This is a genomic window from Gallaecimonas aegicerasi, from assembly GCF_045291545.1.
In the GTDB taxonomy this organism is placed as follows: domain Bacteria; phylum Pseudomonadota; class Gammaproteobacteria; order Enterobacterales; family Gallaecimonadaceae; genus Gallaecimonas.
This window is the reverse complement of record NZ_CP149514.1, coordinates 1,257,692-1,283,382: the sequence shown is the minus strand read 5'-3', so window position 1 is coordinate 1,283,382 and position 25,691 is coordinate 1,257,692. Positions and strand designations below refer to the sequence as shown.

Here is a 25,691-nt window from a genome sequence, read left to right as displayed (position 1 = left end):
AAACCACGGCTAATCGCCGATAACTTGCCCATTTTCGCTGCGGTTCCCGTCCTTAGGCCATAACCATGCCGCCGTTGACGTGCAGGGTTTCACCGGTCATGTAACCGGCTTCTGTCGATGCCAAAAAGGCAACGGCGCTGGCAATTTCTGCCGGATCACCCAGGCGAGCCATGGGGACCTGGCCGAAAATGCCGGCTTTTTGCTCTTCGGTCAGCTCCCGGGTCATATCGGTGTCGATAAAGCCGGGCGCTACCGCATTAACGGTAATCTTGCGTGATGCCACTTCCCGCGCCAGGGACTTGGTGAAACCCAACAGGCCGGCTTTGGCTGCGGCGTAGTTGGTCTGCCCCTGGTTACCCATGGTGCCCACCACCGAACCTACGGAAATGATGCGACCAAAGCGCTTTTTCATCATCGGCCGTAATACAGCTTTAGACAGCCGATACAAAGACTTGAGGTTGGTGTCGATCACCTGATCCCACTCGTCATCTTTCATCCGCATCAGCAGGTTATCGCGGGTGATACCGGCGTTATTGACCAGAATGTCCAAGTCCCCTGCCCGCTCTTTAACGGTAGCGAGGGTCTGCTCAATACTGTCGCTGCTGGTGACATTCAGACACAAACCGCGGCCCTCGCCGAGGTAAGATGAAATCGCCTCAGCGCCTTTTTCGGAGGTGGCAGTACCAAACACCACAGCCCCCTGCGCCTGCAGGCGCTCGGCAATGGCGCGGCCAATACCACGGCTCGCACCGGTGACCAGGGCTACTTTTCCATCTAAAGACATGAAGTCAGACATGTTATTCCTTACTGCGCAGCGTTGCGCACGTCGTCACTGGAGCCCAGCGCGGCAGCGCTGAGTTCTTTATCAATACGTTTGGCCAGGCCGGTCAGTACCTTACCCGGACCACATTCAAATACATTGCTGATACCGCTGGTAGCCAGGGCTTGTACGGTTTCAGTCCAGCGTACCGGGCTGTAAAGCTGGCGTACCAAGGCGTCACTAATGGCCTCAGCACTTTCTGCTGCAATGACATCAACATTATTGATAACAGGCACTTGTGGCGTTTTGATGGCAATAGCAGCTAGCCGCTGGGCCAGCTGTTCGGCGGCAGGTTTCATTAACGCACAGTGGCTGGGTACAGATACCGCCAAGGGTAAGGCACGTTTGGCGCCTTTGCCTTTGAGAACCTCACAAGCCCTGTCTACGGCTGCCTTGCTACCAGCAATAACCACCTGGCCAGGACTATTAAAATTCACCGCTTCGACCACATCACCGTCAGCCGCTTCCGTGCAGCCTGCAACAACTGCAGCGTCATCCAGGCCAATGATGGCCGCCATGGCGCCACTGCCGGCCGGCACTGCCGCCTGCATAAATTGCCCGCGTGCTTCAACCAGTGCCACGGCATCGGCAAAATCCAGCGCACCGGCACAAACCAGCGCGGAGTATTCGCCCAAGCTGTGCCCAGCCATCATAGCCGGGGCAGTCCCACCGGCAGCCAGATAGGCGCGATACGTGGCAACCGACGCAGTCAGCAAGGCCGGCTGGGTACGCTCAGTGGCATTAAGATCGGCCTCAGGGCCGTTTTGCACCAGCGCCCACAGGTCATAACCAAGGACGGCTGACGCTTCGGCAAAAGTAGCCTTAACAACATCAAAGGCCTCGGCCATTTCGGCCAGCATGCCGACACTCTGGGAACCCTGCCCAGGAAATACAAATGCAGTCTTATCCATGATGTGACCTATTAATAACGAACCAGAGCGGCGCCCCAGGCAAAGCCGGCACCGAAGGCTTCCAGCAACAACAGCTGGCCCCGCTGAATGCGACCATCACGGACCGCTTCATCCAGGGCAATGGGCACAGAGGCCGCTGAGGTGTTGCCGAATTTATCCAGATTCAGTACTACCCGATCCAGGCCCATGCCCAGTTTTTTGGCGGTAGCACTGATAATGCGATGGTTGGCCTGATGCGGCACCAGCCAGTCCAGTTCGGACTTATCAAGGCCATTAGCAGCAAGAATTTCACTGACCACATCAGCCAGTTTGGTTACTGCCACCTTGAAGACTTCATTGCCTTTCATCTTCAGCCAGGGGTCGATATCCGGCGTTACCCGCGACGGCAGCTCGGCACGCAGCAGCTCACCGTAACTGCCGTCGGCGTGAATGCAGGTGCCGAGCAGGCCTTTTTCTTCGCTAGCGCCCAGTACCACTGCGCCGGCGCCATCACCAAAGAGGATGATGGTGGAACGGTCCTTGGGCTCACAGACGCGGGTCAGAATATCGGCCCCAACCACCAGTACGTGCTTGGCACTACCACTACGGATGTACTGGTCGGCAATAGACAAACCGTAAGTGAAGCCAGCGCAGGCGGCGCCCACATCAAAGGCGCCGATACCCGGCACACCTAATTCGGCCTGTAGCCAGCAGGCGGCTGACGGGAAAGAGTCTGAAGCGGTCGTGGTGGCGAAAATGATCAGATCAAGGTCGCTAGCTGCAATACCAGCGGCAGCCAGGGCTGCTTTCGCCGCCGGCGTCGCCAGCGTGACAACGGTATCGTTTTCACCAGCGATACGCCGCTCGCGAATACCGGTACGTTCAACAATCCACTGGTCGTTGGTTTCAACCAGTGTTTCCAGATCCGCATTGGAACGCACCTGTTCAGGCACATAACTGCCTGTTCCAAGAATTTTTGCGTGCATGAATTAAGCTCAGTACTTGTCCAGTAAAACAGAGCCGATAGCATTTTCGATGCCCTCAGGCAGCCGCTGTTCGGCACTGTGTAAAGCTTGTGCAATGGCGTTCACAAAAGCATCTGTGCCCGCATTTCCGTGACTTTTCACGACGATACCGCGCAATCCTACCAGACTGGCGCCATTGTACTGGTCGGGGTTCACCCGGTCCTGCACGTCCCTGAAGAAGGGTTTCACCAGTGAGCTAAGTAACCGCCCCCACAAGCTTTTTCCAAAGCTTTGACGCAATTGCGCAATAAAGAGGTTGGCTATGCCTTCGCAGGTTTTGAGCGTGACATTACCGACAAAACCGTCACAAACAATCACATCAGCCTTGCCAGTAAAGATATCAACACCTTCAAGGTAACCAATGTAGTTAAGGGTTTTGGCTTCAGTGATCAGTTCCGCAGCATGGCGTACCTGATCATTACCTTTAATGGCTTCTTCACCGATATTTAGCAGTGCCACTTTCGGCTCGGCAATGCCTTCTACGGCCTGTGCAGTAGCCGCGCCCATAACCGCGAATTGATACAGGGTTTCCGAATCACAGGCGACATTGGCGCCCAGGTCAAGCATGTAGACCCGGCGGTTATCGACTGCCGGCAAAGAAGAAATAATGGCAGGCCGGTCTATCCCTGGCAGGGTTTTCAAAAAATGTCGGGCCAAGGCCATCAGCGCCCCGGTGTTACCACTACTGACGCAGGCATCGGCGGAACCATCAGCCACCGCAGCAATAGCCGCGGCCATGGTCGAATCACGTTTGGCTCGCAGTGCGGCAGCCGGCCGGTCATCCATGGCAACAACTGATGGGCAGCTTTTCAAGGTGAAACGGGGATGTTTGTCCAGCGCCAGTGCCGCCAGATCCGGCTGGGCATCGTCACAGACAAAAGCAAGAATGTGCAGATTAGGGTAAAGCGACAGTGCCCGCGCAATGGCGGGCACTGTAACGGCGGGGCCTAGGTCCCCGCCCATGGCATCTACCGCAATGGTAAACGCTTGCAAAACGGCTACCGGTGCTTAACCGATGACCTTTTTGCCACGGTAAAAACCGTCCGCAGTCACGTGGTGACGACGGTGGGTTTCACCAGAGGTTTTGTCCACAGACAGCGGCGCTGCAGTCAGTGCGTCGTGCGCACGACGCATGCCGCGCTTGGAGCGGGTTTTGCGGTTCTGTTGAACGGCCATTGACTAGTCTCCTTAAATCGTGATCACTTCTTCTTCAGCTGTTCAAGAACAGCAAAAGGATTCGGACGCTCACCAGCAGGTTCGATGTTTCCGTAGCTCATATCCGATGCAGACACTGCACACTGATCTTCAGCATGCATTGCGACCAATGGCAGCGCCAGGATCAATTCATCTTCAATCAGCTTACGTAAGTCCATCTCACCGTTTTCATCGAGTTCGACAGGCTCATAAGCTTCCGGGAGCTCTTCTGTATTGGTCTTGGCAAAGACCGGCGTATAAGCAAAGTTCACCTTTACAGGAATGGACATCGGCCGATTGCAACGCTGACACTCCAGCTCGAGCTCCACGGCGGCGTCACCTTTGGTAACAACCAGCCCCTGGGGGTCAATATCACAATGCAGCTTAACGTCCACTTCGCCTTGCCGGGTCAGTGACAATTCCGTTAAACGCGTCAATTCGGCCAGCGCCAGCACGCCGTCATAATCATCATGACGTTGTGCCGCTTTGACCGGATCGAGAGTTAAGGGCAGCTTAACTTTTCGCATAAGGCGCGCATCTTACTTGGGACCTAAGTCCCTGTCAAAAAAGCCAACCGACAAATTGCGGTTGGATGAAAAACAGTAGCGTCACCGCCCTGTTACAGCGCGCTAGTTTACGGGAAAATAGCGCCTTAAGCGAAAACATTTTGAGACCGTTATGCAATTGATCCTTGGCTCCAGTTCACCTTTTCGCCAGCAATTGCTGGCCAAGCTGGCACTGCCCTTTTCAAGCCTCAGCCCGGATATTGATGAAAGCCCGCTTCCCGGCGAAGACGTGGTTGCCCTGGTTGAGCGTTTGGCCATTGAAAAAGCGCAGGCTGTAGCACGAATGACAGCTCAGCCCGCGCTCGTTATAGGCTCAGACCAGCTCTGTGTGGTGGCTGGTGCCGTCACCGGCAAGCCATTGAACAGAGAAAATGCTATCGCACAACTGCAACGGGCATCCGGCCAAAAGGTAACGTTTTATACTTCTTTGGCACTGCTCAACAGTGAGAGCGGCCAGTACCAGTCACTGGTTGAGCCCTTTAATGTGCATTTTCGTACGCTCAGCAGCGACCGCATTGCCCGCTACGTTGACAAGGAACAGCCATTTCATTGTGCCGGTGCCTTTAAATGCGAAGGCTTGGGCATCACCCTGTTTGAGCGGCTGGAAGGGCGAGATCCTAACACCTTGGTGGGGTTACCACTGATAGCCCTGACCGACATGTTACTCAAAGCCGGTATGGATCCGCTGGCTTAGGTCAGCACTTGCGGCCAGTGATGCCAGTGGCTCAACACCTGTTCGGCACCGGCTGCTTGCAGCCGTGAAGCATCATGGACACCAAGGTCGATACCAATGGCGCGAATGCCGGCAGCGCGGGCCATGGCCATATCCAGCGCGGAATCTCCGAACATCACTGCGCCTTTGGCATCAACACCGGTTTCATACAGAATTTGCTCGAGCATCTGCGGGTGTGGTTTGGAGTGGGCATCATCGGCTGTGCGGCTGGTAATGAAATAATCGCCCAGGCCGGTATGCTCAAAAGCCCGCTCCAGGCCCGCCCGGGCTTTGCCGGTAGCCACCGCCAGTAAGGTGCCCCGCTGGCGCAGCGCTGCCAGCATTGGCTCAACGCCCTCAAAAAGGGGAGTTGGTGTTGTATCCAGCTCAATATACTGATCACGGTACTGTGCCAGTAATTGTTGCTGGCCATGCTCATCCAGACCCGGGAAGAGCTGTTCCAGAGCTGGCAGCAAACTCAAGCCAATGATGTCGCGCACCGCCTGCTCACCCGGCACCGGTAGTGCCAACGCCCGGGCACAGGCCTGCATGCTGGAAATAATGCGCCCGACCGAGTCCATCAGGGTGCCGTCCCAGTCAAAAATCACCAGCTCGGTTTTCATTACCCGGCTTCCAGTTGGCGAAGTAACTGTGCAAAATCACCATCGGGTTTCGCGGTAACTGACACCGCTTCACCATTGTTTGGGTGAGTAAAAGCCAAATGCCAGGCATGCAGCATTAGCCGGTTCAAGCCAGTAAGGCGGGCGTCAAAGTCACGGTCACCGTATTTAGGATCGCCCGCAATGGGATGGCCAGCATGCAAGGTATGCACCCGGATCTGGTGAGTGCGGCCGGTAATTGGCGACGCGCGCAGTAAGGTTGCCCGCTCCCCGAAACGCTGCTCCACTTTAAAGCGGGTTTCCGAGGCTTTGCCTTCGGCATCCACCCGGACCATACGCTCACCGGATTGCAGGGTGTTTTTCAATAATGGCGCCCGTACCACCTTTTTGGTACTAGGCCAGTTCCCGCGCACCAGACACAAGTAATCCTTCTGCATGGTTTTATCGCGCAGGGCCGCATGAAGCCCCCGCAGCGCCGAACGCTTTTTTGCTATCAGAATGCAGCCTGAAGTATCGCGATCGAGACGATGTACCAGCTCCAGGAAGTGGCCATCGGGGCGTAATGCCCGCAGCCCTTCAATCAGCCCGAAAGACAGGCCCGAACCACCGTGAACAGCCAGGCCTGCCGGCTTATTCACCACCATCAGGCAATCATCTTCAAACAGTATGCATTGTTCCAACATCGCCACCTGACTGAGGTTGGTATTGGGCAATGCTTTTTCTTCGGCAATGCGCAGCGGCGGAATACGCACCTGATCACCGGCGCAGAGTTTATAGTCCGGCTTGATGCGTTTTTTATTAACACGCACCTCGCCTTTACGCAGCACACGGTAAATCAAACTTTTGGGTACCCCTTTGAGGCGGGCACGCAAAAAGTTGTCAATACGTTGGCCGGCAACATCCGGGTCAACGTCCAGGTACTGCACCGTCGAGGTGGAAGTGGAATTGGCTGTTTTCATAGGGCGCGCATTCTAGCACAGGGTTTTTCCGCGAAGTATGCTTGCCGATATTCTGCGAATAATGGAATAATGCATCAGTCTGAAACCGATTGCGGTCAGACTGTACCAAATTACGTAATGGTGGCGGGTCAATTACCGGCCACCTGTTGATTAAAAAGGCACAGCTTCGCGCCAAATGTTGCGCGTCACTGGACTTGAATACGACTGGATGCCTTTTTGGCAGAAACACGTCTTACCGGCCAGATGCCGGTCATTTCTGCCAGACACCGTTCAAACGAAAAAACAAGTGGAAACGCCGACAGCGCCCCCCATTACCACCCAGCCGTGAGGCTGCAACGACTCTGCACGGGGCCAGGCCCAGAGGATGCGCACTCAGTTAGTGCGAACGCTGTGACCATTACTAGAGTAATGAGTCATTTATGAAGAGAATGCTGATCAACGCAACCCAGGCTGAAGAGTTGCGGGTGGCATTGGTGGACGGCCAGAAACTATATGATCTGGACATCGAACACCCCGGCCACGAACAAAAAAAAGCCAACATCTACAAAGGTAAAATTACCCGCGTCGAACCCAGCCTTGAAGCCGCTTTTGTTGATTACGGCGCTGAGCGCCACGGCTTTTTGCCAATGAAAGAAATTGCCCGCAGCTACTTTGCTGAAGGCGTCAAAACATCCGGCCGCCCCAACATCAAGGATGTGGTTAAAGAAGGCCAGGAAGTCATTGTTCAAATAGATAAAGAAGAGCGCGGTAACAAGGGCGCGGCCCTGACCACCTTCCTGAGCCTGGCGGGCTCCTATCTGGTGTTGATGCCGAACAACCCTCGCGCTGGTGGTATTTCCCGCCGTATCGAAGGTGACGAGCGCACTCAGCTCAAAGAAGCCCTGTCAACACTGCAAGTACCTGACGGTATGGGGCTGATTGTCCGCACCGCCGGCGTTGGGAAATCGGCTGAAGAGCTGAAGTGGGACCTGGATGTGCTGCTGCATCACTGGCAAGCCATTCAACAGGCAGCTGATAACCGCTCTGCCCCTTTCCTTATCCATCAGGAATCCAACGTCATCGTTCGCGCCATCCGTGATTACCTGCGCCGTGATGTTGGAGAAATTGTTATTGACCACAGCCGGGTTTTCGAGGAAGTCAAAAACCACATCGAAACCATGCGTCCGGACTTCCTCAGCCGGGTCAAGCAGTACAAAGGCGAGATCCCGCTGTTCAACTACTACCAGATTGAATCGCAAATCGAATCAGCCTTCCAGCGGGAAGTGCGGTTGCCGTCCGGTGGCTCTATTGTCATTGACGCCACCGAAGCGCTGACTGCTATCGATATCAACTCCGCTCGCGCCACTAAAGGCGGCGATATCGAAGAGACTGCCCTCAACACCAACCTTGAAGCCGCCGACGAAATTGCCCGGCAGTTGCGCCTGCGTGACCTCGGTGGTCTGGTGGTTATCGACTTTATCGACATGACCCCAGCCCGCCACCAGCGGGAAGTGGAAAACCGACTTTCTGATGCTGTGCGCGCTGACCGCGCCCGGGTTCAGCTGGGCCGTATCAGCCGTTTCGGCTTGATGGAAATGTCCCGGCAGCGCCTGCGCCCGTCATTGGGTGATGCCTCCAATCATATCTGCCCGCGTTGTACCGGCACCGGCTATGTACGCTCTACCGAATCGCTGGCACTGTCCATCCTGCGCTTGATTGAAGAAGAGTCTCTCAAAGACAACACCGCTCAGGTCGAAGCTCAGGTGCCGGTAGGTGTTGCTGCCTACCTGCTCAACGAAAAGCGTGGCGCCATCCGCTTTATCGAGCAACGTCACGATGTGCGGGTGTTTATTGTTCCCAATCCGGGTATGGAAACTCCCCATTTTGATGTTGTCCGCCACCGCGAAGATGACAGCATCGATGACTCCTACTATGAACAAGCCAACAAAGGCGGCGATAAGCAGCCGGTTTACACACCGCCAGTAGCCAGTAAGCATAAGCGCGACGAACCTGCCCTTAAGGGTATGAAAGCCCCCGCCGCACCAGCTCCTACTGCCGCCAAAGCCGTTACTGCGCCTGCCTCACAGCCGGGCTTGGTGAGCCGTTTCTTTAAGGCCCTGGGTTCGCTGCTAAGCAGTGACGATAAAGACAGCGAAAAAACGTCGTCAAGTGGCAATAGCCAGAACAAACGGCAGCAGAATAACCGTAAGGGCTCTGATGCCCGTCGCCAACAGCGCAACCGTCATGATAACGACAGCAAGAGCGGTGATGACAATCGCCGCAAACCACGTCGTAGTCGTAATGACAATAACGCCGATAACAAGCAAAATCGCGACAAGGATAATCGCCGCGACAATCGTCAGAATGACGACAATCGCAGCAAGGATAACCGCAACAAAGATCGCCGCGACGATAACCGTAAAGCCAAAGAAGAGCAGCGCGATAACCGTCAGGTGAAAGCGGAAAAACCGCAAGCGCAGAAACACGAAGAGCGTCAGCAGGACGATGTGCCAGCAGAGCGTCGTGAGCGCCGCAAGTTGAAACAGTCAGTGCGAGTCAAAGACAGTAACGTCGAGGCCATCAACACGGTAACTGAAACAACGCCTGACAGCGTCGATAATGCGCCGGTAGCCGCTCCAAAAGCAGAGGTCAAGCCTACTCCGGCGAGCACAGCCGTTCAGAGTACCGATGCACCTGCCGAGGATGCCAATAACACGGCAACCGTCGCCAGCAGCGACAACGCTCAAAACGAGCAGCAAAATGACCAGCGCCAGCGCCGCCGCGGTCCTCGCCACCTGCGTGGCCACCGCCGCCAGCGTGATCCGCAGCAACAATCTGCCAGCGAAAGCCAGGACTTTGCTGTCGCACCAGAGCAACAAACCGCTGAAGTAGAAGCACCGCAACAAGAAGCCAAAGCGACCGTCGCGGCGCCGTCCAGTAACGAAGCGCAGGCGCCCGCAGCCGAAGCTAGCGAAGCAGCGGCCCCAACGCCTGCTGAAACGACTGTGACTACTGAGGTTACTGAAGACACAGCACCACAACCGGCGACACCGGCTCAACCGAGTGAGCAAGCGGTTATCAGCAAGGCCAAACAGAGCCGCCCAGCTAAGGCGAAAGCCAGCAAAGCGGTCAAAGGCCACGCCAGTGCTGCCATGACTCGCCCGGCCGAACTGGAACTGCCGCCGGTTACCCGTGATCCGCAGCCCTTTGAGCGTGCTACGGTAACTCACAGTGGTCGCGCTGGTGGTTTGGCAAACCCGGTATCTCGGGCATCCAGCCCTATGGCTAAGCTGTAATAGCAAGCCATCAAAAAAGGCGCCGTCAGGCGCCTTTTTTATTGCTGCTATTGAGTTTGGCAATCAAGCCGTCAGTGGCGGCTTCAACCAGATCGAGCACCTGCTCAAAGCCACCACTGCCGCCATAATAAGGATCAGGCACTTCCTCGTATTCAGCGTCAGGTGCATAGTCCAAGAAAAGTTGCAGTTTATGCTGGTGGCGTTGCGGGCAGCGAGTCATCAGATCGCTGAGGTTTTGCCTGTCCATGGCCAGGATCAGGTCACAGTGCACAAAGTCATCACTGGCCACCTGTCTGGCCAATTGGCCACTAAAATCATAGCCTCTGGCCTCCCCCGCCTGGCGAGCCCGGCGATCCGGCGGCTCTCCGGCATGAAAAGCAATGGTGCCGGCTGAGTCCACGGTCACCATCAGCCCGGCATCAGCAAAACGCCGCCGGGCTACCGCCTCCGCAGTCGGCGAGCGGCAGATATTGCCCATACAGACAAACAGCAGTTTCCTTTCCTTTGCTAACGCCATGCAGTCACATCCGTTGCTATCCTCTGGCGAGCATACCACGCCGGTATTATTACTCAACGGCCTGAAAACGCCCCTGGTAGTCAAAGATCCGCTGGCGCAGCTGCCATTGCCCTCGACTTTTGCTCAGCAGTAAAAAGCGTGGCTGGCGTAGGTGCACCAGCTTGTCAGCAAGAGCTGGCTCGGCAGCTAGAAACAAGCTCCCCGGTGCTGGATTGGCATCAGCTAAAAATCGCCGTAAAGCCGCACTTTGCCACGCCAGGGTTTCCTTAAACGGCTGCGCGTCCACATCGTAGTAGGCGATCGTCAAGCCATTGCCGGTTACCTGGCAGTCCATTTGTGCCACCTTAAAAAGGTGCTGATCACGCTGGCGCATTGCCTCACGCAGGCTTTTATCAATATCGCTAAAGGGGGTTTGACACTCTGGGCACTGGCGCGCAGCAATGTCGGCCTCACTGCCACAAGCCGGGCACAAACGGCAGCGAAAACGATAGTCACATTGCTGTTCCGGCCCGATCATGCCCTGACAACGACGGCCAAAATGTTCAATCACATCGCCGTCCGCATCGACCCTGCCCCAGAACTGATTGGCAAAATCGCACAGCGGACATGGCACTGTCACCGGCACCGTACCTGCCGGGCGTGGTTCAGCGATTTCCGGACTGAACAGATCATAGTGATTACCTGCGTAATCGAGGATCAGGCAGTCTTTTTTACCTTCGGCTAAACGAAGCCCCCGGCCCACCATCTGTTGGTAAAGCGACACCGATTCGGTCGGCCGCAATAAGGCGATGACATCCACATGGGGGGCATCAAAACCGGTAGTCAACACCGAAACATTGACCAGATATTTGAGGGCTTTTGCTTTAAAGGCAGCAATATGTGCCTGACGCTCAGCTGCAGGGGTGTCTCCCAGCACCACTGCCGTCTGCGACGGGGGTAATAGCGCGGCAATATCACGGGCATGGCGGCGACTGGCAGCAAAAATCATCACCCCCTGGCGCTCTTTGCAGGCCGCCATCAGGTGGTGGATGATCGCCGGTGTTAATTTACCCTGCCCGGCCAGAGCACGATCCAGCGCCGCTTCACTGGCACTACCCGCCAACTCGGTGAAGTTGTAGCAGATCCCCGGTGCCGGCACGACCGTCGGCGGTGTCAGGTATCCTTGGGTAATCAAGGTGCGCAGGGGCAGCTCATAAATACAGTACTGAAACAGCCTCTCTGCCATGGTTCGAACCTGCCCGCGGGCATGAAAGCGGTAGATCCAGCCGCTATCTAGCCGGTACGGTGTGGCCGTCAACCCCAGTACCCGGCCGGCCGGAAAGTGACGGAACAAGCGCTGATATTGCGACTGTTCATCAGCACTGATGCGGTGACATTCATCAACAATGATCAGGCTGATGTCATCATCAAAAGCCTCCAGATTGTTGGCCAGAGACTGAATGGAGGCAAAGACCACTTTGCCATCGAGCCGCTTCTGGCCCAGCCCGGCCGAAAAGATCACCCCGTCATCGCGCCAGTGCCGATATTTACCGGCATTTTGCGCCACCAGTTCAGCAACATGAGTTACCACCAGCACCCGCCCCCGAGCCAGCCGCGCCAGCTCGGCAATCACTACTGATTTACCGGCCCCGGTGGGTAAAACCAATAACGCCGGCGCCTGATTTTTACGAAAGTACTGAAGTGTCGCGGTAACGGCCTGCTGCTGATAAGGCCGTAGCTTCACGCGCCCCCCAAAGAGTCACGCAGCTGCTCCAGCTCCGCTTTTAATTGCTGCCGGCGCCGTAGTTGCTCGGTGACAAATTGCAGATCCGTACTGATGCTTTCCAGTAGTTGTTGCTGGTGAGTCAGCTGTGCTGCCAAAGCCCCATCAGGTGTTGCGGTGCTGGCCTGCGCCTGCTGCTGCCAGTGCGCCGCCGCCTGTTCAGCCAAGGCCTGTTGCTGACGACTCTCAGCCAGTTCTGTTTGTAATTGCGTCAGCTGCTGCTCAAGACCCGCCTGACGTTCAGCAAACTGCAGCAAGCGGCTTTGTTGCTGCGCGGTATCGGTTTGCAAGGTTTGGTAATTCTCCAGCTGCGCCTGATATTGTTGTGCTGCGGCGTTTTTTATCTCGCTCAACATGTCATCCAGGGCGTCTTGCAAGTGTAAAGGTAATGCCAGTCGGATGCTGCGTTCCGCTGCTGAGCTGGCATGCCACTGTTGTAGATAGCGGCTGATTGAGCTGTTGGAGCCACCCCCTAGCCAGTCTCTGACCGTATTTACCGACGGCGTTTTACCCTGGTCGGTGAGTGCCTGAGCGGCTTTCCAGACATTATCGCGGTTGGCGCGTAGCTGCTGCCCTTCCATAACGGCCTCGGTGTAATGGTGACTGTAAGAGCATTGTATGCTGCAACGGCGCCATAAAAAAGGCCGCACAAGGCGGCCAGTCGGTAGGGGATAGTGCTTAGCCCTGACGCAGCGCCTGAATGCGCTTTTCAATGGGCGGGTGGCTCATCATCAGCTCGCTAAGGGAACGCTTACCCTGGATACCGAAAGCGGCCAGTTGCCCTTCCAGATGCGTCTGTTCATGGCCGCTACGCAGTCGCTCCAGGGCCGCAATCATCTTGTTACGGCCAGCCAGCGCTGCACCACCGGCATCCGCGCGGTATTCGCGCTGACGGGAGAACCAGGCGGTAATAAATGATGCCAGGATGCCAAAGACAATCTCCAGAACGATCACCACGGCGAAATACGCAATGCCTCCCAGGCCTTCGCCTTCTTCGTCATTGCCCCGCATGGCGTTGGAAATAGCGCCAGCGACCATCCGGGCCAGGAAGATCACAAAGGTATTGAGTACCCCCTGGATCAGGGTCATGGTCACCATGTCGCCGTTTGCCACGTGCGAGATTTCATGGCCCAGCACCGCTTCCACTTCATCCCGGTCCATCTTGTAAAGCAGGCCAGTCGAAACCGCCACCAGCGAGTTGTTACGGCTGGGGCCTGTTGCGAAGGCATTCATTTCCGGTGAGTCGTAAATGGCCACTTCCGGCATCTTGATACCGGCCCGCTGCGCCTGTTGGGCCACCGTATTGACCAGCCATTGCTCCATCTGGTCACGCGGTTGGGTGATCACATAAGCGCCAACCGAGCGCTTGGCGATCCACTTGGACATCAGCAGAGAAATGATACTGCCACCAAAACCAAAGACAGCAGCAATCACCAGGTAGCCAGCAGTGGACTGGCCCTGAATACCCAGTGCCGACATCACAATGCTCAGCACGATACCCAGCGTTACCAGCACTGCCAGGTTGGTTGCCAGATATAAAAACACGCGTTTCACGTTCACACTCCTTCAGGCCACCTCGTTGCGGTGGGATAGCAAACATATTAGGGTCAGTGGAGGGCTTATCAAGCCCCATCAACAGCGAAAATTCGGTATCATTTATACGATTTTTCCTTAATGAAGGTGTGCTTATGCGTGCTCTGCTGCTGTCGGCTTCCCGAGCCGGCGATACTCCTTATCTCAGCCATGCCCTGCCCTTTATTGACCGGCACCTGGCCGGCGACGAGCGGGAGCTGCTGTTTGTGCCCTTTGCCGGCGTCACCATCAGCTGGGACGACTACACAGCCAAGGTTGCCGAAGCGCTGGCGCCGCTGGCCATTAGCGTCAAGGGGCTGCACCAATACCCTGATCCTGCCCAGGCGCTGGCCCATGCCAAGGCCATTGCCGTTGGTGGCGGTAATACCTTTCGGCTGTTAAGCGAGCTGTACCAGCAACAGCTGCTGCAACCTTTGCAGGCCGCCGTCAGCCAGGGTACGCCTTACATGGGTTGGAGTGCCGGAGCCAACCTGGCGGGTAAATCCATCCGTACCACCAATGATATGCCCATTATCCACCCGCCCAGCTTTGACGCCCTGGCGCTGGTGCCGTTTCAGATCAACCCGCACTACTCCAATGCCACTTTGCCAGGCCATAACGGCGAAAGCCGTCAGGACCGCCTCAGCGAGTTCCTTACCCTGAACCCACAGGAAAAAGTGGTTTGCCTGCCAGAAGGCACGGCCCTGTATCGTCATGGCGAACAGCTGACACTGCTTGGTGAACATGAGGCGCTACTGATGACACAGCCGCAGATAGAAATCCTCACCCCGGGCCAAGATCTGGCCTGGTTGCTGTCGGGCCACTGAGAAAAACGCTAGAATGGCCGTTTTTCAACAATAAGCGAGAGAATCATGGCGCAGTACGACACTACCGAGCAAAAAGCCAGCTACGGCGTTGGCCGTCAAATGGGCGACCAACTGGCACAACAGGCCTTTGACGGCCTTGATATTGCCGCCGTGCAACAAGGTCTGGCCGATGCCCTGCGCGGTGAAGAGTTCGCCGTTGCCCCGGACGACATCAATGCGGCCTTTGACGTCATCAGAACCCGCATGGAAGAAGAGCAAAAAGCGCGTAGCGCCTCTTTTATCAAGGCCAACGAACAATTCTTGATGGATAACGCGCAAAAAGCCGGTGTGCAGATCACCGAGTCCGGCCTGCAATATGAAGTGCTCAATAGCGGTGACGGCGCCACGCCAAGCAGCGATGACAAGGTGGAAGTGCACTACCACGGCATGTTGATTGACGGCACCGTTTTTGACAGCTCTGTCGAGCGCGGCGAGTCTATCAGCTTCCCGGTAACTGGCGTTATCAAAGGCTGGGTAGAAGCCCTGCAGATGATGAAAGTCGGCGACAAGTGGCGTTTGACTATTCCTTCAGATCTGGCTTACGGCGCCCAGGGCGCTGGCAACGCCATTCCGCCCCATGCGGCGCTGGTGTTTGAAGTGGAACTGCTCAACATCGCATGACTTCAAGGCAGCGCAAGCTGCCTTTTTTATGGGAGCCTTATGACCCTACCTTATCTGCAACACGGCCCGGACGATGCCACCGGCGTTGTAATTATGCTGCATGGTCTGGGCGCCAGCGCCGAAGATCTGGCGCCGCTGGCCGGTATCATTGGCCGCCCCGATTGGCGCTTTATCTTTCCGCAGGCACCTACCCGGCCAGTAACCGTTAATGGCAGCTACCTGATGAGTGCCTGGTATGACATTTTGTCGTTGGACATCGAACGCAAGCTCAATACCGAGCATTTGCAGGAGGTCAGTACACAGCTGCAGGCCTTGCTTGAGCAGCAGCACCAAAGCGGAGCCAAGGTCGTGCTGGCAGGTTTTTCTCAAGGGGGCGCTGTTGCCTATCAGGCAGCGCTAACCAGCCCACAACCGCTCGCCGGGCTACTGGCCATGTCCACCTATCTCGCTGCCCCGGTCACCATCCATCCGGCTCAGCAACAACTGCCCGTGGCCATTCACCACGGTCGCCAGGACCAGGTTGTGCCACCGCTGCTGGGCCAGCGCGCCCACGACACCCTGCGTCGCAGTGGCTTGCCCGTGCAGCAACAGCACTATGACAGTGGCCATGAAATCACCAGCGAGCAGGTGCAGGATATTGCCACCTTGCTGACCCGCTGGCTGGGCCATAATGCGTAAAGCGGCGCTGCTGGCGCTACTGCTGCTGGCCGGCTGTGCCAGTGCGCCACCACCCAAGCCTGCACTACCGGCAACCAGCCCCATACAGCAAGCCCTGGTGGCACAATACCGGCAATGGCAAGGCGTGCCCTATCGTCTGGGCGGCACCAGTAAAACCGGCATTGATTGCTCTGCCTTTACCCGCCAGACCTTCAAGCAGCGCTTTTCTATCACCTTACCGCGCACTACTGCAGCCCAGGTCAGACTGGGCAAGCCGGTAGCACAGCAGCACCTGCGGCCAGGGGATCTGGTCTTTTTCAAAACAGGGCGGCGCAGCCGCCATGTGGGTATTTATCAGGGTAACGGCCTGTTTTTGCATGCTTCCACCAGTGTCGGCGTGACCGTATCAGCGTTGGATAACCCGTACTGGCAAGCCCACTACTGGACTGCCCGGCGTATTTTCACCAGGTAACGTCAGCGAAAGTGATACTTTCCGGCGTTTGTTTGCCAGCTGTTGCCAGCAACGGTGCAGGCATGGCCTGGCGTAAATACGCGAGGTTATCCGCCAGCCGGTCCATCGGCTCAAGGCCAGCATTGGCTACCCAACCCAGTAGTGGCAGGCCATCGGCCTGTATCGCCTCAGCGGTTAATAAGGCGTGGTTAACACACCCCAGCTTCATGCCCACCACCAAGATCACCGCAGCATTCATGGCGGTTGCCAGATCCGCAAAGCTCTCCCGGTTATTCAGTGGTACCCGCCAGCCACCAGCCCCTTCCACCAGCAAGCCATCTACCGGTGCCTGTTGCCAAGCTGCCAGCGCCTGTTGCAGACCGGCCACCGTCAGGCTGACACCAGCTTCTGCCGCCGCCAAATGCGGAGCGATGGCGGGGCTAAACCAATAGGGATTGTGCTCGTCCAGTGACCGCTGATATCCGGAGGCCTGCCACAGCCGCTCGGCATCCAGCCGACCACCGGAGGCAACTGGCTTTAGGCCGGCGACGGTACGCCGCTGGCGAGCAAAATGGGCCAGCAGCGCACAACTTAAGTGGGTTTTACCGGCATCGGTGTCGGTGCCGGTGACAAACAGGGTTTTTGCCATTGAATTCGTCCGATCAGATACGTCAGCGGCAGCCCCTGAGCAGTACGCTGCCGTTCAAGATTATCGAGGAAACGCTGATAACGGTGCCGCCCGGTCAAGCCGCTACTGCGCCCCGGTACATGGTGAGCACCAATGCCTTTGAGACTGGCCCGCAGTGCCGACAGATCCGGGTAATAGCAGGTAAAGCGGCGTACCGTCAGTGATGCCTGCGGCGGCAACAGTGCTTGCAGTTTTGCCGCCGCAGGCAGGGCCAGCAAATGTGGCCGCTGATCCTGCCAGGCTGTCGCCAGCTCGTTGAGCGAGCCGGCCAGTGGCAAGGCCAGATGCCAACAGCCACCCGGGCGCAGCACCCGCGCCAGCTCTGCCAGTGCCGCCGGTAAATCAACGCACCACTGTAAAGCCAGGCTGGAAACCACGGTATCAATACTATGGCTGGCCAGTGGCAAGGCGCTGGCGTCAGCCTGTAATAGCTGGCGATGGCCTTTTTGCTGACAATGAGCCAACATACCGGCACTGATATCCAGACCGATACCGCCACCCAGCTGTTCCAGGCAGTAGCCGGTACCACAGCCAACATCCAACAACCGCGGGCCGGGGCTCAGCTCGCTTAACAGCCAGTCAGCCACTTTTTGTTGCAGCCGGGCATGACGGTCATAGCCCGCCGCCGCCCGGCCAAAGGCTCGGGCAACCTCAGGCAAGGCAGTCACGGTGCACCTCCAATAGATCACACAGGCCGTTCAGTTGCGCCGGCTCAATGAGGGCATTGAGGGTGATCCGCAAACGGGGCTGGGCCACCGTTGGCGGCCGTATCGCCGGGCAAAAATAACCTCTGGCGAGCAGCTGCTGGCTGAGCTTGACCGCTGCCGCTGAGCTACGGCAGAGCACCGGCTGAATGGGAGTCTGGGACGGCAACACCGGCAAGGCCCGCTGCTGGCACTGCTGCTGAAAGAGCGCTATCAGCTCGCTCAGGTGTTGGCGGCGCCAGCTTTGCTGTTGTAAGCGCTCAAGCTGGGCATTAACCAAAGTGACCGTCGAAAGCGGCAAGGCAGTGGAGTAAATATATTCCCTGCAGAGGTTATCAATGGCGCTGGCAACGGTGTCACTACAGGCGACAAAGGCACCAGCGGCCCCCAAGGCCTTACCGAAGGTGCCAACCAGAATATCTGGCCGAAGTCCCTGCGCTTCACTGATACCACGGCCATGTTGACCTAACACACCGATACCATGGGCGTCGTCCACGTAGAGGGGCTGTCCCAGCGCTGCCAGCGCCGGTAAGTCAGCGCAGTCACCGTCCATGGAAAACACCCCGTCACTGACCAGCAGCGCCGGTCCTTTGAGCCAGCGGCGCAGCACCTCAAGATCGTTATGAGGAAAGCGGCGAAAACGCTGGCCGGCGTGGCGGCTGCCATCCAGTAATGACGCATGATTCAGGCGATCATGAAAAACCGCCACCTCAGGGAACAGTGACAGCACCCCGACATTGGCGGCAAAGCCAGAGGAAAAAAGCCGCACCGCCGGGTAACCCAGCCAGTCTGCCAAGCGCTCAGCTAACGCCTGATGCTGCTGACTGTGGCCCGCAACCAACGGCGAAGCCCCGGCCCCGGCACCACTGACCGCAGGCGCGTCAGCAGCCAGGCCGAGGTAATCGTTGCCGGCCAGATTGAGCGCGCGCTGGCCGTCAACCCGCACCATGGCACCCGCGTCATGACTGATTACCCTGCTTTGGCGCCAGAGCCCGTCTTCTTTAACAGCTTGCAGCCTGGCCGCCAGCCACGTATCGAGCATCAACGTACTTCGTAGTAATTGGTTGGCGCCGCTTCCATGGCAATTTTGGCGTTGAGCACCGCTTCGGTGGTTTCATCGTCAGCGTCATGGCGCTGTTCGGTATTGATGCCCAGGCGTTTAAACAGCTGCAAATCGCGGTTGGCTTCCGGGTTGGCGGTGGTCAGCAACTTGTTGCCGTAGAAAATGGAGTTGGCTCCGGCCATAAAACACAGCGCCTGCATTTCATCGCTCATGTTCTCGCGGCCGGCCGACAGCCGGACATGGCTTTGCGGCATCAGAATTCGGGCCACGGCGATGGTACGCACAAACTCGATTGGGTCGAGATCCTCGACATTTTCCAGCGGCGTTCCCTTGACCTTCACCAGCATGTTGATGGGAACGGATTCAGGGTGCACTTCCAGATTGGCCAGTTGTTGTAAAAGCCCGGCTCTATCACGCTTACTTTCACCCAGGCCAACAATACCGCCAGAGCAAATTTTCATACCGGCATCACGAACGTTGGACAGCGTGTTCAGGCGATCCTGGTAAGTACGAGTGGTAATGATTTCGCCGTAAAATTCCGGGCTGGTGTCCAGGTTATGGTTGTAATAATCAAGGCCGGCACCGGCCAGCTGGGCAGCCTGGTCGGCATCGAGCATGCCCAGTGTCATACAGGTTTCCAGGCCCAGCTCTTTGACCCCTTTGACCATGCTCATGACATAGGGCATATCCCGTTCTTTGGGGTTTTTCCAGGCGGCGCCCATACAAAAACGGGTGGCTCCTACAGCCTTGGCCTTGCGAGCTTCTTCCAGCACCTTTTCCACTTCCAGCAGCCGTTCACGCTCAACCTCGGTGTGATAATGGCCCGACTGCGGGCAATACTTGCAATCTTCCGGGCAAGCGCCGGTTTTGATCGACAACAAAGTGCTGACCTGCACTTCGTTGGGGTTGAAATGCTGGCGGTGCAGACTCTGGGCTTTAAAGACCAAGTCATTGAAAGGCATGGCGAACATGGCTTCGATTTCAGCAATGCTCCAGTCGTGGCGCAGGCTCATGGTTATTCCTTCTCAGCGTTGATGCTTGGCTAGTCTAAAGAAGACCTTTAAGCTGTCAACGCTTACCAGTTCACTCAAGTTTACAGTTGGTTATTACGTGATCATTTCAGATTCTGACCGCGCTTTTGACCGCCAGCATATCTGGCACCCCTACACAGCCCTTCGAAACCCGCTGCCGACCTATGCGGTGGCCAGTGCGGCCGGGGTAACACTGACCCTGGACGATGGCCGGCAGCTGATTGACGGTATGTCGTCTTGGTGGGCGGCTGTGCACGGTTATAACCACCCGGCGTTGAATCAGGCGGCACAAAGCCAATTAGCCCGGATGAGCCATGTGATGTTCGGGGGGATCACCCATGAGCCAGCCATTCGCCTGTGTCAGCAGCTTGTCGCCATGACGCCGGCACCGCTTGATAAGGTTTTTCTGGCCGACTCCGGCTCCATCAGCGTCGAAGTCGCCTTAAAAATGGCCATTCAGTATTGGCAGGGCCAGGGCAAACCACAAAAGCACCGCTACCTGACCCCACGGCGGGGCTACCACGGCGATACCTTTGGTGCCATGTCGGTCACCGACCCGGACTCCGGCATGCACTGGATGTTTAAGGGTATCTTGCCCGGCCACCTGTTCATGCCGATGCCGGAAGCCACTTTTGCTGGTGATGCCAGCGCTGATTTGGCGGTGGCTGAGCGTTATTTGGCCGAGCACCATGAGCAACTGGCCGCGGTCATACTGGAGCCGGTAGTGCAAGGTGCCGGCGGCATGCGTATTTACTCACCCGATTATGTACGGGGCTTGCGGGCCCTTTGTGACCGTTATCAGGTGCTGCTGATCCTCGATGAAATCGCCACTGGTTTTGGCCGTACCGGCAAACTGTTTGCCATGGAATGGGCCGACATTTGCCCGGATATTCTCTGCCTCGGCAAAGCGTTGACCGGGGGCTACATGACCCTGGCGGCGACACTTTGCACGCAAGCGGTGGCCGATGGTATCGCCGACTCCCCGGCCGGTTGCTTTATGCACGGCCCAACTTTTATGGCTAACCCGCTGGCTTGTGCCGTGGCCAGTGCCAGCCTAACCCTGCTGGCCGATAACCATTGGCCAGAACAGGTCAATGCCATTGCACAGCAACTGCAGCAGGCATTATTACCCTTGGCAGCAGAAGATGCAGTCAGTGATGTGCGGGTGTTGGGAGCCATTGGCGTAGTGGAAATGCACGCTCCGGTGGATGTCGCCAAAGCACAGGCCTGGTTTGTCGAGCAAGGGGTATGGATACGCCCCTTTGGCCGGCTGATTTATATCATGCCGCCTTTTATAATTAGCCCTGCCGAACTGACCCGGCTGACCGATGCCATTGGCGGCTGGGTAAGCCAGCAAAATTAATGGTGTTGCAGTGCTTCCAGGCGCTGCTGCCAGTATCGGTCGCGCCGGGGAGCCTGTGGCGGGATCACCAGCGTGGTGATTTGCGACGTCGCGGCGTCTGCTAGCTGCGCCAACGTAATGGCTTCAGCACGCATCGGTTGAATGGCCAGTTGTGCAGCCTCATAAAGTAGCATGGGGGTTGTCTTGGGGTAATACAAAGCAAGTTTTTCAGCCAGTAACGCCAAACGGGCACGGTTAGTGCCCGGATCGGTAAAACGCAGGTCGCCAGTCACCCCCAGCTGCCACAGTAGCACCAGCATGCTCGGGTCTAGCTGGCGTTGGAACAACAAAAAGTGTGTTGCTTCCATGCTGATCAAGCCGTGCTTCCCCGGGTCAATTCCCAAGTCAGCATAAAGACAGGCGTCGGCACTGACACCAGGCTCCATCTGTGCGGCAATACCCTGTTCACGCAATTGGCCTATGGCCATATGCGCAACATCGGCAAAAACCCCCGGGTGACCATACAATACCGCGCAGACGTGACGACTCTGCGCCGCTTCAACCAGCTGCTGGCTCATCTGCTGATAAGCATCACGGCGGCTTTTATCGCCGTTGCCGTACAGTGGATGCAATGAAATGACGTCCGGGCGAAAGCGCTTCAACCAGGCCAGCGCCATGCCATCGACCAGCGCAAAAACCTGCTCAGCCGCCTTAATTTCACTAAGGGTACGTTCACTGACGTGCTTTCCCAGGGTGATCCCCAGCCCCACTACCGTCAGGCTCATGAGGGCACCGGTGAAATGCCGGTCACGCTGTTACCCTCGGCCCTGGCCTGCTCCATGGCCGCACAAGCCGCTGCAATAGCATCTTCGATACTGGTGTGCCCCGGGTAAGCCTGAGCCAAACCGACACTGGCCGACAGCAACAGGTCAAGGTTGCCTTGCACGCCCGTATCCAGCGTATTGCGACGAAACTCGCGCATACGGTTTTCGGCTTGCGTGAGGGTGCAGTCATGCATGATGAGGGTAAACTCCCCGCCGTCGGTACGGCCCAGCAAATCTTCTTCATTGGCCACCCGTTGCAGCCGCTCGGCAATACGTCTAATCGCCCTATCACCGGTTCCCAGGCCGTATTGCTGGTTAAAGGTGCGAAACCTGTCGATATCCACCACCATCACCGACAGTGGCACCCGCAGTGCACGGTTTTCATTAAACAGCACCCGGGCATACTCAAAAAAGGCTGGCCGCGGCAGTGCTCCGGTCAATGCATCGGTTTCAGAAAGCTGCTTCAATTTACGGCGCTGGTAGAAAATGCGCGCTGCCAACACGGCCAGCAAAAGGCAGATGACCAATACCGCAATCAGCCCCTGCACCACCAGCCAGTAACTCTTACTGCGATTGCTCTCTTTTAACGCCAGCAGTTTATTTTCCTTTTCCAAAATAGCGATGTGCTGCTTTTGGCTGGCATCATCCAGTTTCGCTTGTAAAAAGGCGGTTTTAACACCGCGGGTTTTTTCCAGCGTATTTTTAACAGCGTCCAGATACTTATTTTGGTAAGTCAGCATCGCGTTGTAATCACTGTCACGGATAGCAAGCGTCGCTTTGATTTTATAAATGGAGGCCATTTCTACCCAATGGCCTCCTGGCGATATCAACTGTTCGGCCTTGGCGACCCAGTGCCGGACCAGAGGATAGTTATTCAAAGCCAGAAAAGTCCTTGCCAAATCCAGTGCGATAGCCATCTGACCATCGGCAAACCCCATGTCCTGCCAGTTACTCTGGGCATGGCGAAAATAGCTCAAGGCTTGCTCTGGTGCTTGTTGTTGCAGGTAATAGCGGCCCATAAATTCATAAGCGTCGGCGATCAAAATGCGGTTATCCGCTTTTTGACACCACGCCAACTGGCGCTTTTTCACCGCCAGGGTTTTTTGCATTTCGTCCTGCATGTCGTACACCGACGCCATGGCCCGTTCGGCGACGCAATGGTCATAGGCCGTGCCATCTCGCGCCAAATCAGCCAGCATCCGAGCATGTTCCAGGGCCTTGTCATAGTCACCGATACGGCTGTACATCTGCACGACAATACGCTGGTAATTGCGCTTTATTGTCAGGTCGGTTACCTGCGGGTATAAATCAGCGGCCTGAAGAATAAAGCCAAAGCTTTTGGAAACTTGGTTTTGAATTTCCGCGGCCTGCGACAACAGCAGGTAAGCACGCATGCGTTTATTGGCATCGAGTGTCTGGTCAGACAGCAAAGACAATAATTTGTGTTCGGCAGTGCCGTAGTCACCCCGTAACATCTGCTGATGGGCGACCAGCAGATCATAGGCTTGCACTTGTGCCAGTGTGGCCTCATCCAGGCGGCCAGCCAGTTTGGCAAGAATAGCCTGGGTCTGCGGCGGATTGCTCAGGCGCGTGCTGTTTGCCTTTTTCAGTAAAGTATCGAAGTTATCTGCTTCACTCGCCGCCAGCAAAGGCAAACTGACGGCCACCATAAAACACAGTACCCACCTCAGCACACTTAGCCCTCGCCGCAGGTAATGATGGTAATAATTTGCTGAAGCTTTTCAGTGCCAGTTAGCTCGGCCAGCTTATCCATATCACAGGCAGTCATTGCGGCCTGCTCCTCGGGCCTAAGCTGGTACTGTGCCATCACCGACTGTGGGTCTTTTTGGTATTGCTCGGCCAAATCGGCATTACTGCCCAAGTCTTTTAACAAGTCAATCAGTGCCATGATCATGTTCCTTGTGATTGCAGGCCAAATGCCGACTTTACTGTAACGCATTCTGTGGTTAAGTAAATTGGCCTTTGCCGCCCTTGTGTTGGTTGCCGGTGCAGGTATCATGTCTGCTCCTTTCGATAACAGAGCCCATAAAGGAAAAAGGCATGACGCAAGCGTCGGTAAAAGCGGTACTGGCAGGGGAATTCCCGGTCGGCACCGAAGTGCAGGTAAAAGGCTGGGTACGTACCCGGCGGGATTCCAAAGCCGGGATTTCATTCCTGGCCGTTTACGACGGCTCTAACTTCAATCCCCTGCAGGCGGTTGTGCCCAATACGCTCAATAATTACGAAAGCGATATCAAAAAGCTGACAGCGGGTTGCTCCGTTGCCATCACCGGTAAAGTGGTGGCGTCGCCGGCATCCGGGCAGGCCTTTGAGCTGGATACCTCCGCTGTTGAGGTACTCGGTTGGGTGGACGACCCGGACACCTACCCGATGGCCGCCAAACGCCACAGTATTGAATATCTGCGGGAAATTGCCCATTTGCGGCCTCGTAGTAACCTGATTGGCGCCGTCATGCGGGTACGCAACAGTCTCAGCCAGGCACTGCACCGCTTCTTCCACGAAAACGGCTACCTGTGGATGGCCAGCCCGATATTGACCGCCTCTGACTGTGAAGGCGCAGGCGAGATGTTCCGGGTATCCACTTTGGATATGGCCAACCTGCCGAAAACGGACAAAGGCGACATTGATTACAGCGAAGATTTTTTTGGTAAAGAAACCTTTCTGACCGTTTCCGGCCAACTCAACGCCGAAACCTATGCCTGTGCGCTGGGCAAGGTTTACACCTTTGGCCCGACCTTTCGTGCCGAGAACTCCAACACCAGCCGCCACCTGGCAGAATTCTGGATGGTAGAGCCGGAAGTGGCCTTTGCCGACCTCAGCGATGCCGCCCAGTTGGCCGAAGACATGCTCAAATACGTGTTCAAGGCGGTGCTGGCAGAATGCCCTGACGACATGGCCTTTTTCGCCCAGCGCGTTGACAAAGACGCCATCGACCGTCTGCAAAAGATGATCGACGCGGAATTTGTGCGGATGGATTACACCGACGCCATCGAGATCCTCAAAAACTGTGACAAGACGTTTGAGTATCCAGTGGAATGGGGTGTCGATTTGCAATCCGAACATGAGCGCTACCTGGCTGAAGAGCATGTTGGCGCCCCGGTGATCCTGCAAAATTACCCGAAAGACATCAAAGCCTTCTACATGCGCATGAACGACGACGGTAAAACCGTGGCCGCCATGGATGTACTAGCCCCGGGGATCGGTGAAATCATCGGTGGCTCGCAGCGTGAGGAGCGTCTCGAGGTACTGGACGCCCGGCTCGAAGAAATGGGCCTCAGTAAAGAAGACTACTGGTGGTACCGGGATCTGCGCCGCTATGGCACCGTACCCCATGCCGGTTTTGGCCTCGGCTTTGAGCGCTTGGTGTCATATGTCACGGGGGTGCAGAACATCCGGGATGTGATCCCCTTCCCGCGCGCACCGGGCAATGCAAAATTCTGATACAAAACCCCGCTTCGGCGGGGTTTTCTTTTTGCCATGACGCGCAGTAAAGTGAGGTAACTCACTGCCA

At 56.5% G+C, this 25,691-nt stretch carries 27 protein-coding genes; 8 read left to right on the top strand and 19 right to left on the bottom strand.

Annotated elements, in window-relative coordinates; genetic code table 11:
* Window positions 1–52: 52 nt before the first annotated feature.
* From fabG to yceD, 6 genes are read right to left on the bottom strand one after another with little or no spacing between them, the layout of a single operon-like run.
* Window positions 53–784 (bottom strand): 3-oxoacyl-ACP reductase FabG, encoded by a 732-nt coding sequence (gene fabG / locus WDB70_RS06345; RefSeq protein WP_406668028.1) that lies wholly within the window; start codon window positions 782–784, stop codon window positions 53–55.
* A gap of 20 nt (window positions 785–804) precedes the next feature.
* Window positions 805–1,731, bottom strand: a complete 927-nt coding sequence (gene fabD, locus WDB70_RS06340; protein ID WP_406667719.1) for an ACP S-malonyltransferase — start codon at window positions 1,729–1,731, stop codon at window positions 805–807.
* 11 nt (window positions 1,732–1,742) lie between these two features.
* Window positions 1,743–2,696, bottom strand: coding sequence for a beta-ketoacyl-ACP synthase III (locus WDB70_RS06335; protein ID WP_406667717.1), 954 nt, complete (start codon window positions 2,694–2,696; stop codon window positions 1,743–1,745).
* Between the two features lie 9 nt (window positions 2,697–2,705).
* Window positions 2,706–3,728: a phosphate acyltransferase PlsX gene (gene plsX / locus WDB70_RS06330; RefSeq protein ID WP_406667715.1), complete on the bottom strand. Its 1,023-nt coding sequence runs from the start codon at window positions 3,726–3,728 to the stop codon at window positions 2,706–2,708.
* A gap of 15 nt (window positions 3,729–3,743) precedes the next feature.
* On the bottom strand, window positions 3,744–3,911 hold the full coding sequence (gene rpmF, locus WDB70_RS06325) for a 50S ribosomal protein L32 (RefSeq protein WP_406667714.1): 168 nt from the start codon (window positions 3,909–3,911) through the stop codon (window positions 3,744–3,746).
* Window positions 3,912–3,934: 23 nt separating this feature from the next.
* Window positions 3,935–4,456 (bottom strand): 23S rRNA accumulation protein YceD, encoded by a 522-nt coding sequence (gene yceD, locus WDB70_RS06320; RefSeq protein ID WP_406667712.1) that lies wholly within the window; start codon window positions 4,454–4,456, stop codon window positions 3,935–3,937.
* 151 nt (window positions 4,457–4,607) lie between these two features.
* Between yceD and WDB70_RS06315 the strand changes: the two genes are divergently transcribed.
* Window positions 4,608–5,189, top strand: coding sequence for a Maf family protein (locus WDB70_RS06315; RefSeq protein WP_406667710.1), 582 nt, complete (start codon window positions 4,608–4,610; stop codon window positions 5,187–5,189).
* Here WDB70_RS06315 and WDB70_RS06310 read toward each other — a convergent pair.
* Together WDB70_RS06310 and rluC are read right to left on the bottom strand one after the other, a co-directional pair.
* Window positions 5,186–5,830, bottom strand: a complete 645-nt coding sequence (locus WDB70_RS06310) for an HAD-IA family hydrolase (protein ID WP_406667708.1) — start codon at window positions 5,828–5,830, stop codon at window positions 5,186–5,188. The two genes, WDB70_RS06315 and WDB70_RS06310, sit on opposite strands and share 4 nt — an antisense overlap.
* Window positions 5,830–6,786 (bottom strand): 23S rRNA pseudouridine(955/2504/2580) synthase RluC, encoded by a 957-nt coding sequence (gene rluC / locus WDB70_RS06305; RefSeq protein ID WP_406667705.1) that lies wholly within the window; start codon window positions 6,784–6,786, stop codon window positions 5,830–5,832. Before rluC ends, WDB70_RS06310 begins: the two co-directional genes overlap by 1 nt.
* Before the next feature lie 419 nt (window positions 6,787–7,205).
* Here rluC and rne point away from each other — a divergent pair, with 419 nt between their 5' ends.
* Entirely contained in the window at window positions 7,206–10,061 is a 2,856-nt protein-coding gene (rne, locus tag WDB70_RS06300) for a ribonuclease E (protein WP_406667703.1), read from the top strand.
* Between the two features lie 25 nt (window positions 10,062–10,086).
* Here rne and WDB70_RS06295 read toward each other — a convergent pair whose 3' ends face one another.
* The 4 genes from WDB70_RS06295 to htpX form a co-directional block, all read right to left on the bottom strand.
* A complete protein-coding gene (locus WDB70_RS06295) occupies window positions 10,087–10,578 on the bottom strand; it encodes a low molecular weight protein-tyrosine-phosphatase (RefSeq protein WP_406667701.1) in 492 nt (163 codons plus the stop codon).
* 49 nt (window positions 10,579–10,627) lie between these two features.
* Entirely contained in the window at window positions 10,628–12,301 is a 1,674-nt protein-coding gene (locus WDB70_RS06290) for a DEAD/DEAH box helicase family protein (RefSeq protein ID WP_406667699.1), read from the bottom strand.
* The gene (locus WDB70_RS06285; RefSeq protein WP_406667697.1) at window positions 12,298–12,921 is read right to left on the bottom strand and encodes a DNA-binding protein; all 624 of its coding nucleotides are present in this window, start codon (window positions 12,919–12,921) and stop codon (window positions 12,298–12,300) included. The genes WDB70_RS06290 and WDB70_RS06285 overlap by 4 nt, the downstream gene beginning before the upstream one ends.
* A gap of 97 nt (window positions 12,922–13,018) precedes the next feature.
* Window positions 13,019–13,894 (bottom strand): protease HtpX, encoded by an 876-nt coding sequence (htpX, locus tag WDB70_RS06280; protein WP_406667695.1) that lies wholly within the window; start codon window positions 13,892–13,894, stop codon window positions 13,019–13,021.
* 134 nt (window positions 13,895–14,028) lie between these two features.
* On the opposite strand from htpX, the gene pepE reads away from it, so the two are divergent.
* The 4 genes from pepE to WDB70_RS06260 are packed head-to-tail and all read left to right on the top strand — an operon-like array spanning window position 14,029 to window position 16,528.
* Window positions 14,029–14,739 (top strand): dipeptidase PepE, encoded by a 711-nt coding sequence (gene pepE / locus WDB70_RS06275; protein ID WP_406667693.1) that lies wholly within the window; start codon window positions 14,029–14,031, stop codon window positions 14,737–14,739.
* 45 nt (window positions 14,740–14,784) lie between these two features.
* On the top strand, window positions 14,785–15,399 hold the full coding sequence (locus tag WDB70_RS06270) for an FKBP-type peptidyl-prolyl cis-trans isomerase (protein ID WP_406667691.1): 615 nt from the start codon (window positions 14,785–14,787) through the stop codon (window positions 15,397–15,399).
* Between the two features lie 39 nt (window positions 15,400–15,438).
* The gene (locus tag WDB70_RS06265) at window positions 15,439–16,077 is read left to right on the top strand and encodes an alpha/beta hydrolase (RefSeq protein WP_406667689.1); all 639 of its coding nucleotides are present in this window, start codon (window positions 15,439–15,441) and stop codon (window positions 16,075–16,077) included.
* Window positions 16,070–16,528 carry an NlpC/P60 family protein gene (locus WDB70_RS06260; RefSeq protein ID WP_406667687.1) on the top strand — a complete coding sequence of 153 codons (459 nt, stop codon included), beginning with the start codon at window positions 16,070–16,072 and terminating at the stop codon, window positions 16,526–16,528. Before WDB70_RS06265 ends, WDB70_RS06260 begins: the two co-directional genes overlap by 8 nt.
* Here the strand turns inward: WDB70_RS06260 and bioD are convergent.
* The 4 genes from bioD to bioB are packed head-to-tail and all read right to left on the bottom strand — an operon-like array spanning window position 16,518 to window position 19,933.
* Window positions 16,518–17,156, bottom strand: coding sequence for a dethiobiotin synthase (gene bioD / locus WDB70_RS06255; RefSeq protein ID WP_406667685.1), 639 nt, complete (start codon window positions 17,154–17,156; stop codon window positions 16,518–16,520). The two genes, WDB70_RS06260 and bioD, sit on opposite strands and share 11 nt — an antisense overlap.
* A complete protein-coding gene (locus WDB70_RS06250) occupies window positions 17,099–17,863 on the bottom strand; it encodes a methyltransferase domain-containing protein (RefSeq protein WP_406667683.1) in 765 nt (254 codons plus the stop codon). Before WDB70_RS06250 ends, bioD begins: the two co-directional genes overlap by 58 nt.
* The gene (locus WDB70_RS06245; protein WP_406667681.1) at window positions 17,847–18,941 is read right to left on the bottom strand and encodes an aminotransferase class I/II-fold pyridoxal phosphate-dependent enzyme; all 1,095 of its coding nucleotides are present in this window, start codon (window positions 18,939–18,941) and stop codon (window positions 17,847–17,849) included. The genes WDB70_RS06250 and WDB70_RS06245 overlap by 17 nt, the downstream gene beginning before the upstream one ends.
* The gene (gene bioB, locus WDB70_RS06240; RefSeq protein ID WP_406668026.1) at window positions 18,941–19,933 is read right to left on the bottom strand and encodes a biotin synthase BioB; all 993 of its coding nucleotides are present in this window, start codon (window positions 19,931–19,933) and stop codon (window positions 18,941–18,943) included. The genes WDB70_RS06245 and bioB overlap by 1 nt, the downstream gene beginning before the upstream one ends.
* Before the next feature lie 145 nt (window positions 19,934–20,078).
* On the opposite strand from bioB, the gene bioA reads away from it, so the two are divergent.
* Window positions 20,079–21,356, top strand: a complete 1,278-nt coding sequence (gene bioA / locus WDB70_RS06235) for an adenosylmethionine--8-amino-7-oxononanoate transaminase (protein WP_406668024.1) — start codon at window positions 20,079–20,081, stop codon at window positions 21,354–21,356.
* On the opposite strand, the gene WDB70_RS06230 is transcribed toward bioA, so the two are convergent.
* Genes WDB70_RS06230 through WDB70_RS06220 form a run of 3 tightly spaced genes read right to left on the bottom strand, consistent with a single transcriptional unit; the run spans window position 21,353 to window position 24,068 of the window.
* Window positions 21,353–22,120 carry an SAM-dependent methyltransferase gene (locus WDB70_RS06230; protein WP_406667679.1) on the bottom strand — a complete coding sequence of 256 codons (768 nt, stop codon included), beginning with the start codon at window positions 22,118–22,120 and terminating at the stop codon, window positions 21,353–21,355. The genes bioA and WDB70_RS06230 overlap by 4 nt on opposite strands.
* Entirely contained in the window at window positions 22,117–23,853 is a 1,737-nt protein-coding gene (locus tag WDB70_RS06225) for a diguanylate cyclase domain-containing protein (RefSeq protein ID WP_406667677.1), read from the bottom strand. The genes WDB70_RS06230 and WDB70_RS06225 overlap by 4 nt, the downstream gene beginning before the upstream one ends.
* A 2-nt stretch (window positions 23,854–23,855) precedes the next feature.
* Window positions 23,856–24,068, bottom strand: a complete 213-nt coding sequence (locus WDB70_RS06220) for a hypothetical protein (RefSeq protein ID WP_406667675.1) — start codon at window positions 24,066–24,068, stop codon at window positions 23,856–23,858.
* A gap of 152 nt (window positions 24,069–24,220) precedes the next feature.
* On the opposite strand from WDB70_RS06220, the gene asnS reads away from it, so the two are divergent.
* Complete coding sequence (gene asnS / locus WDB70_RS06215; protein ID WP_406667673.1) at window positions 24,221–25,621, top strand: asparagine--tRNA ligase; 1,401 nt, start codon at window positions 24,221–24,223, stop codon at window positions 25,619–25,621.
* The last annotated feature ends 70 nt before the right edge of the window (window positions 25,622–25,691 follow it).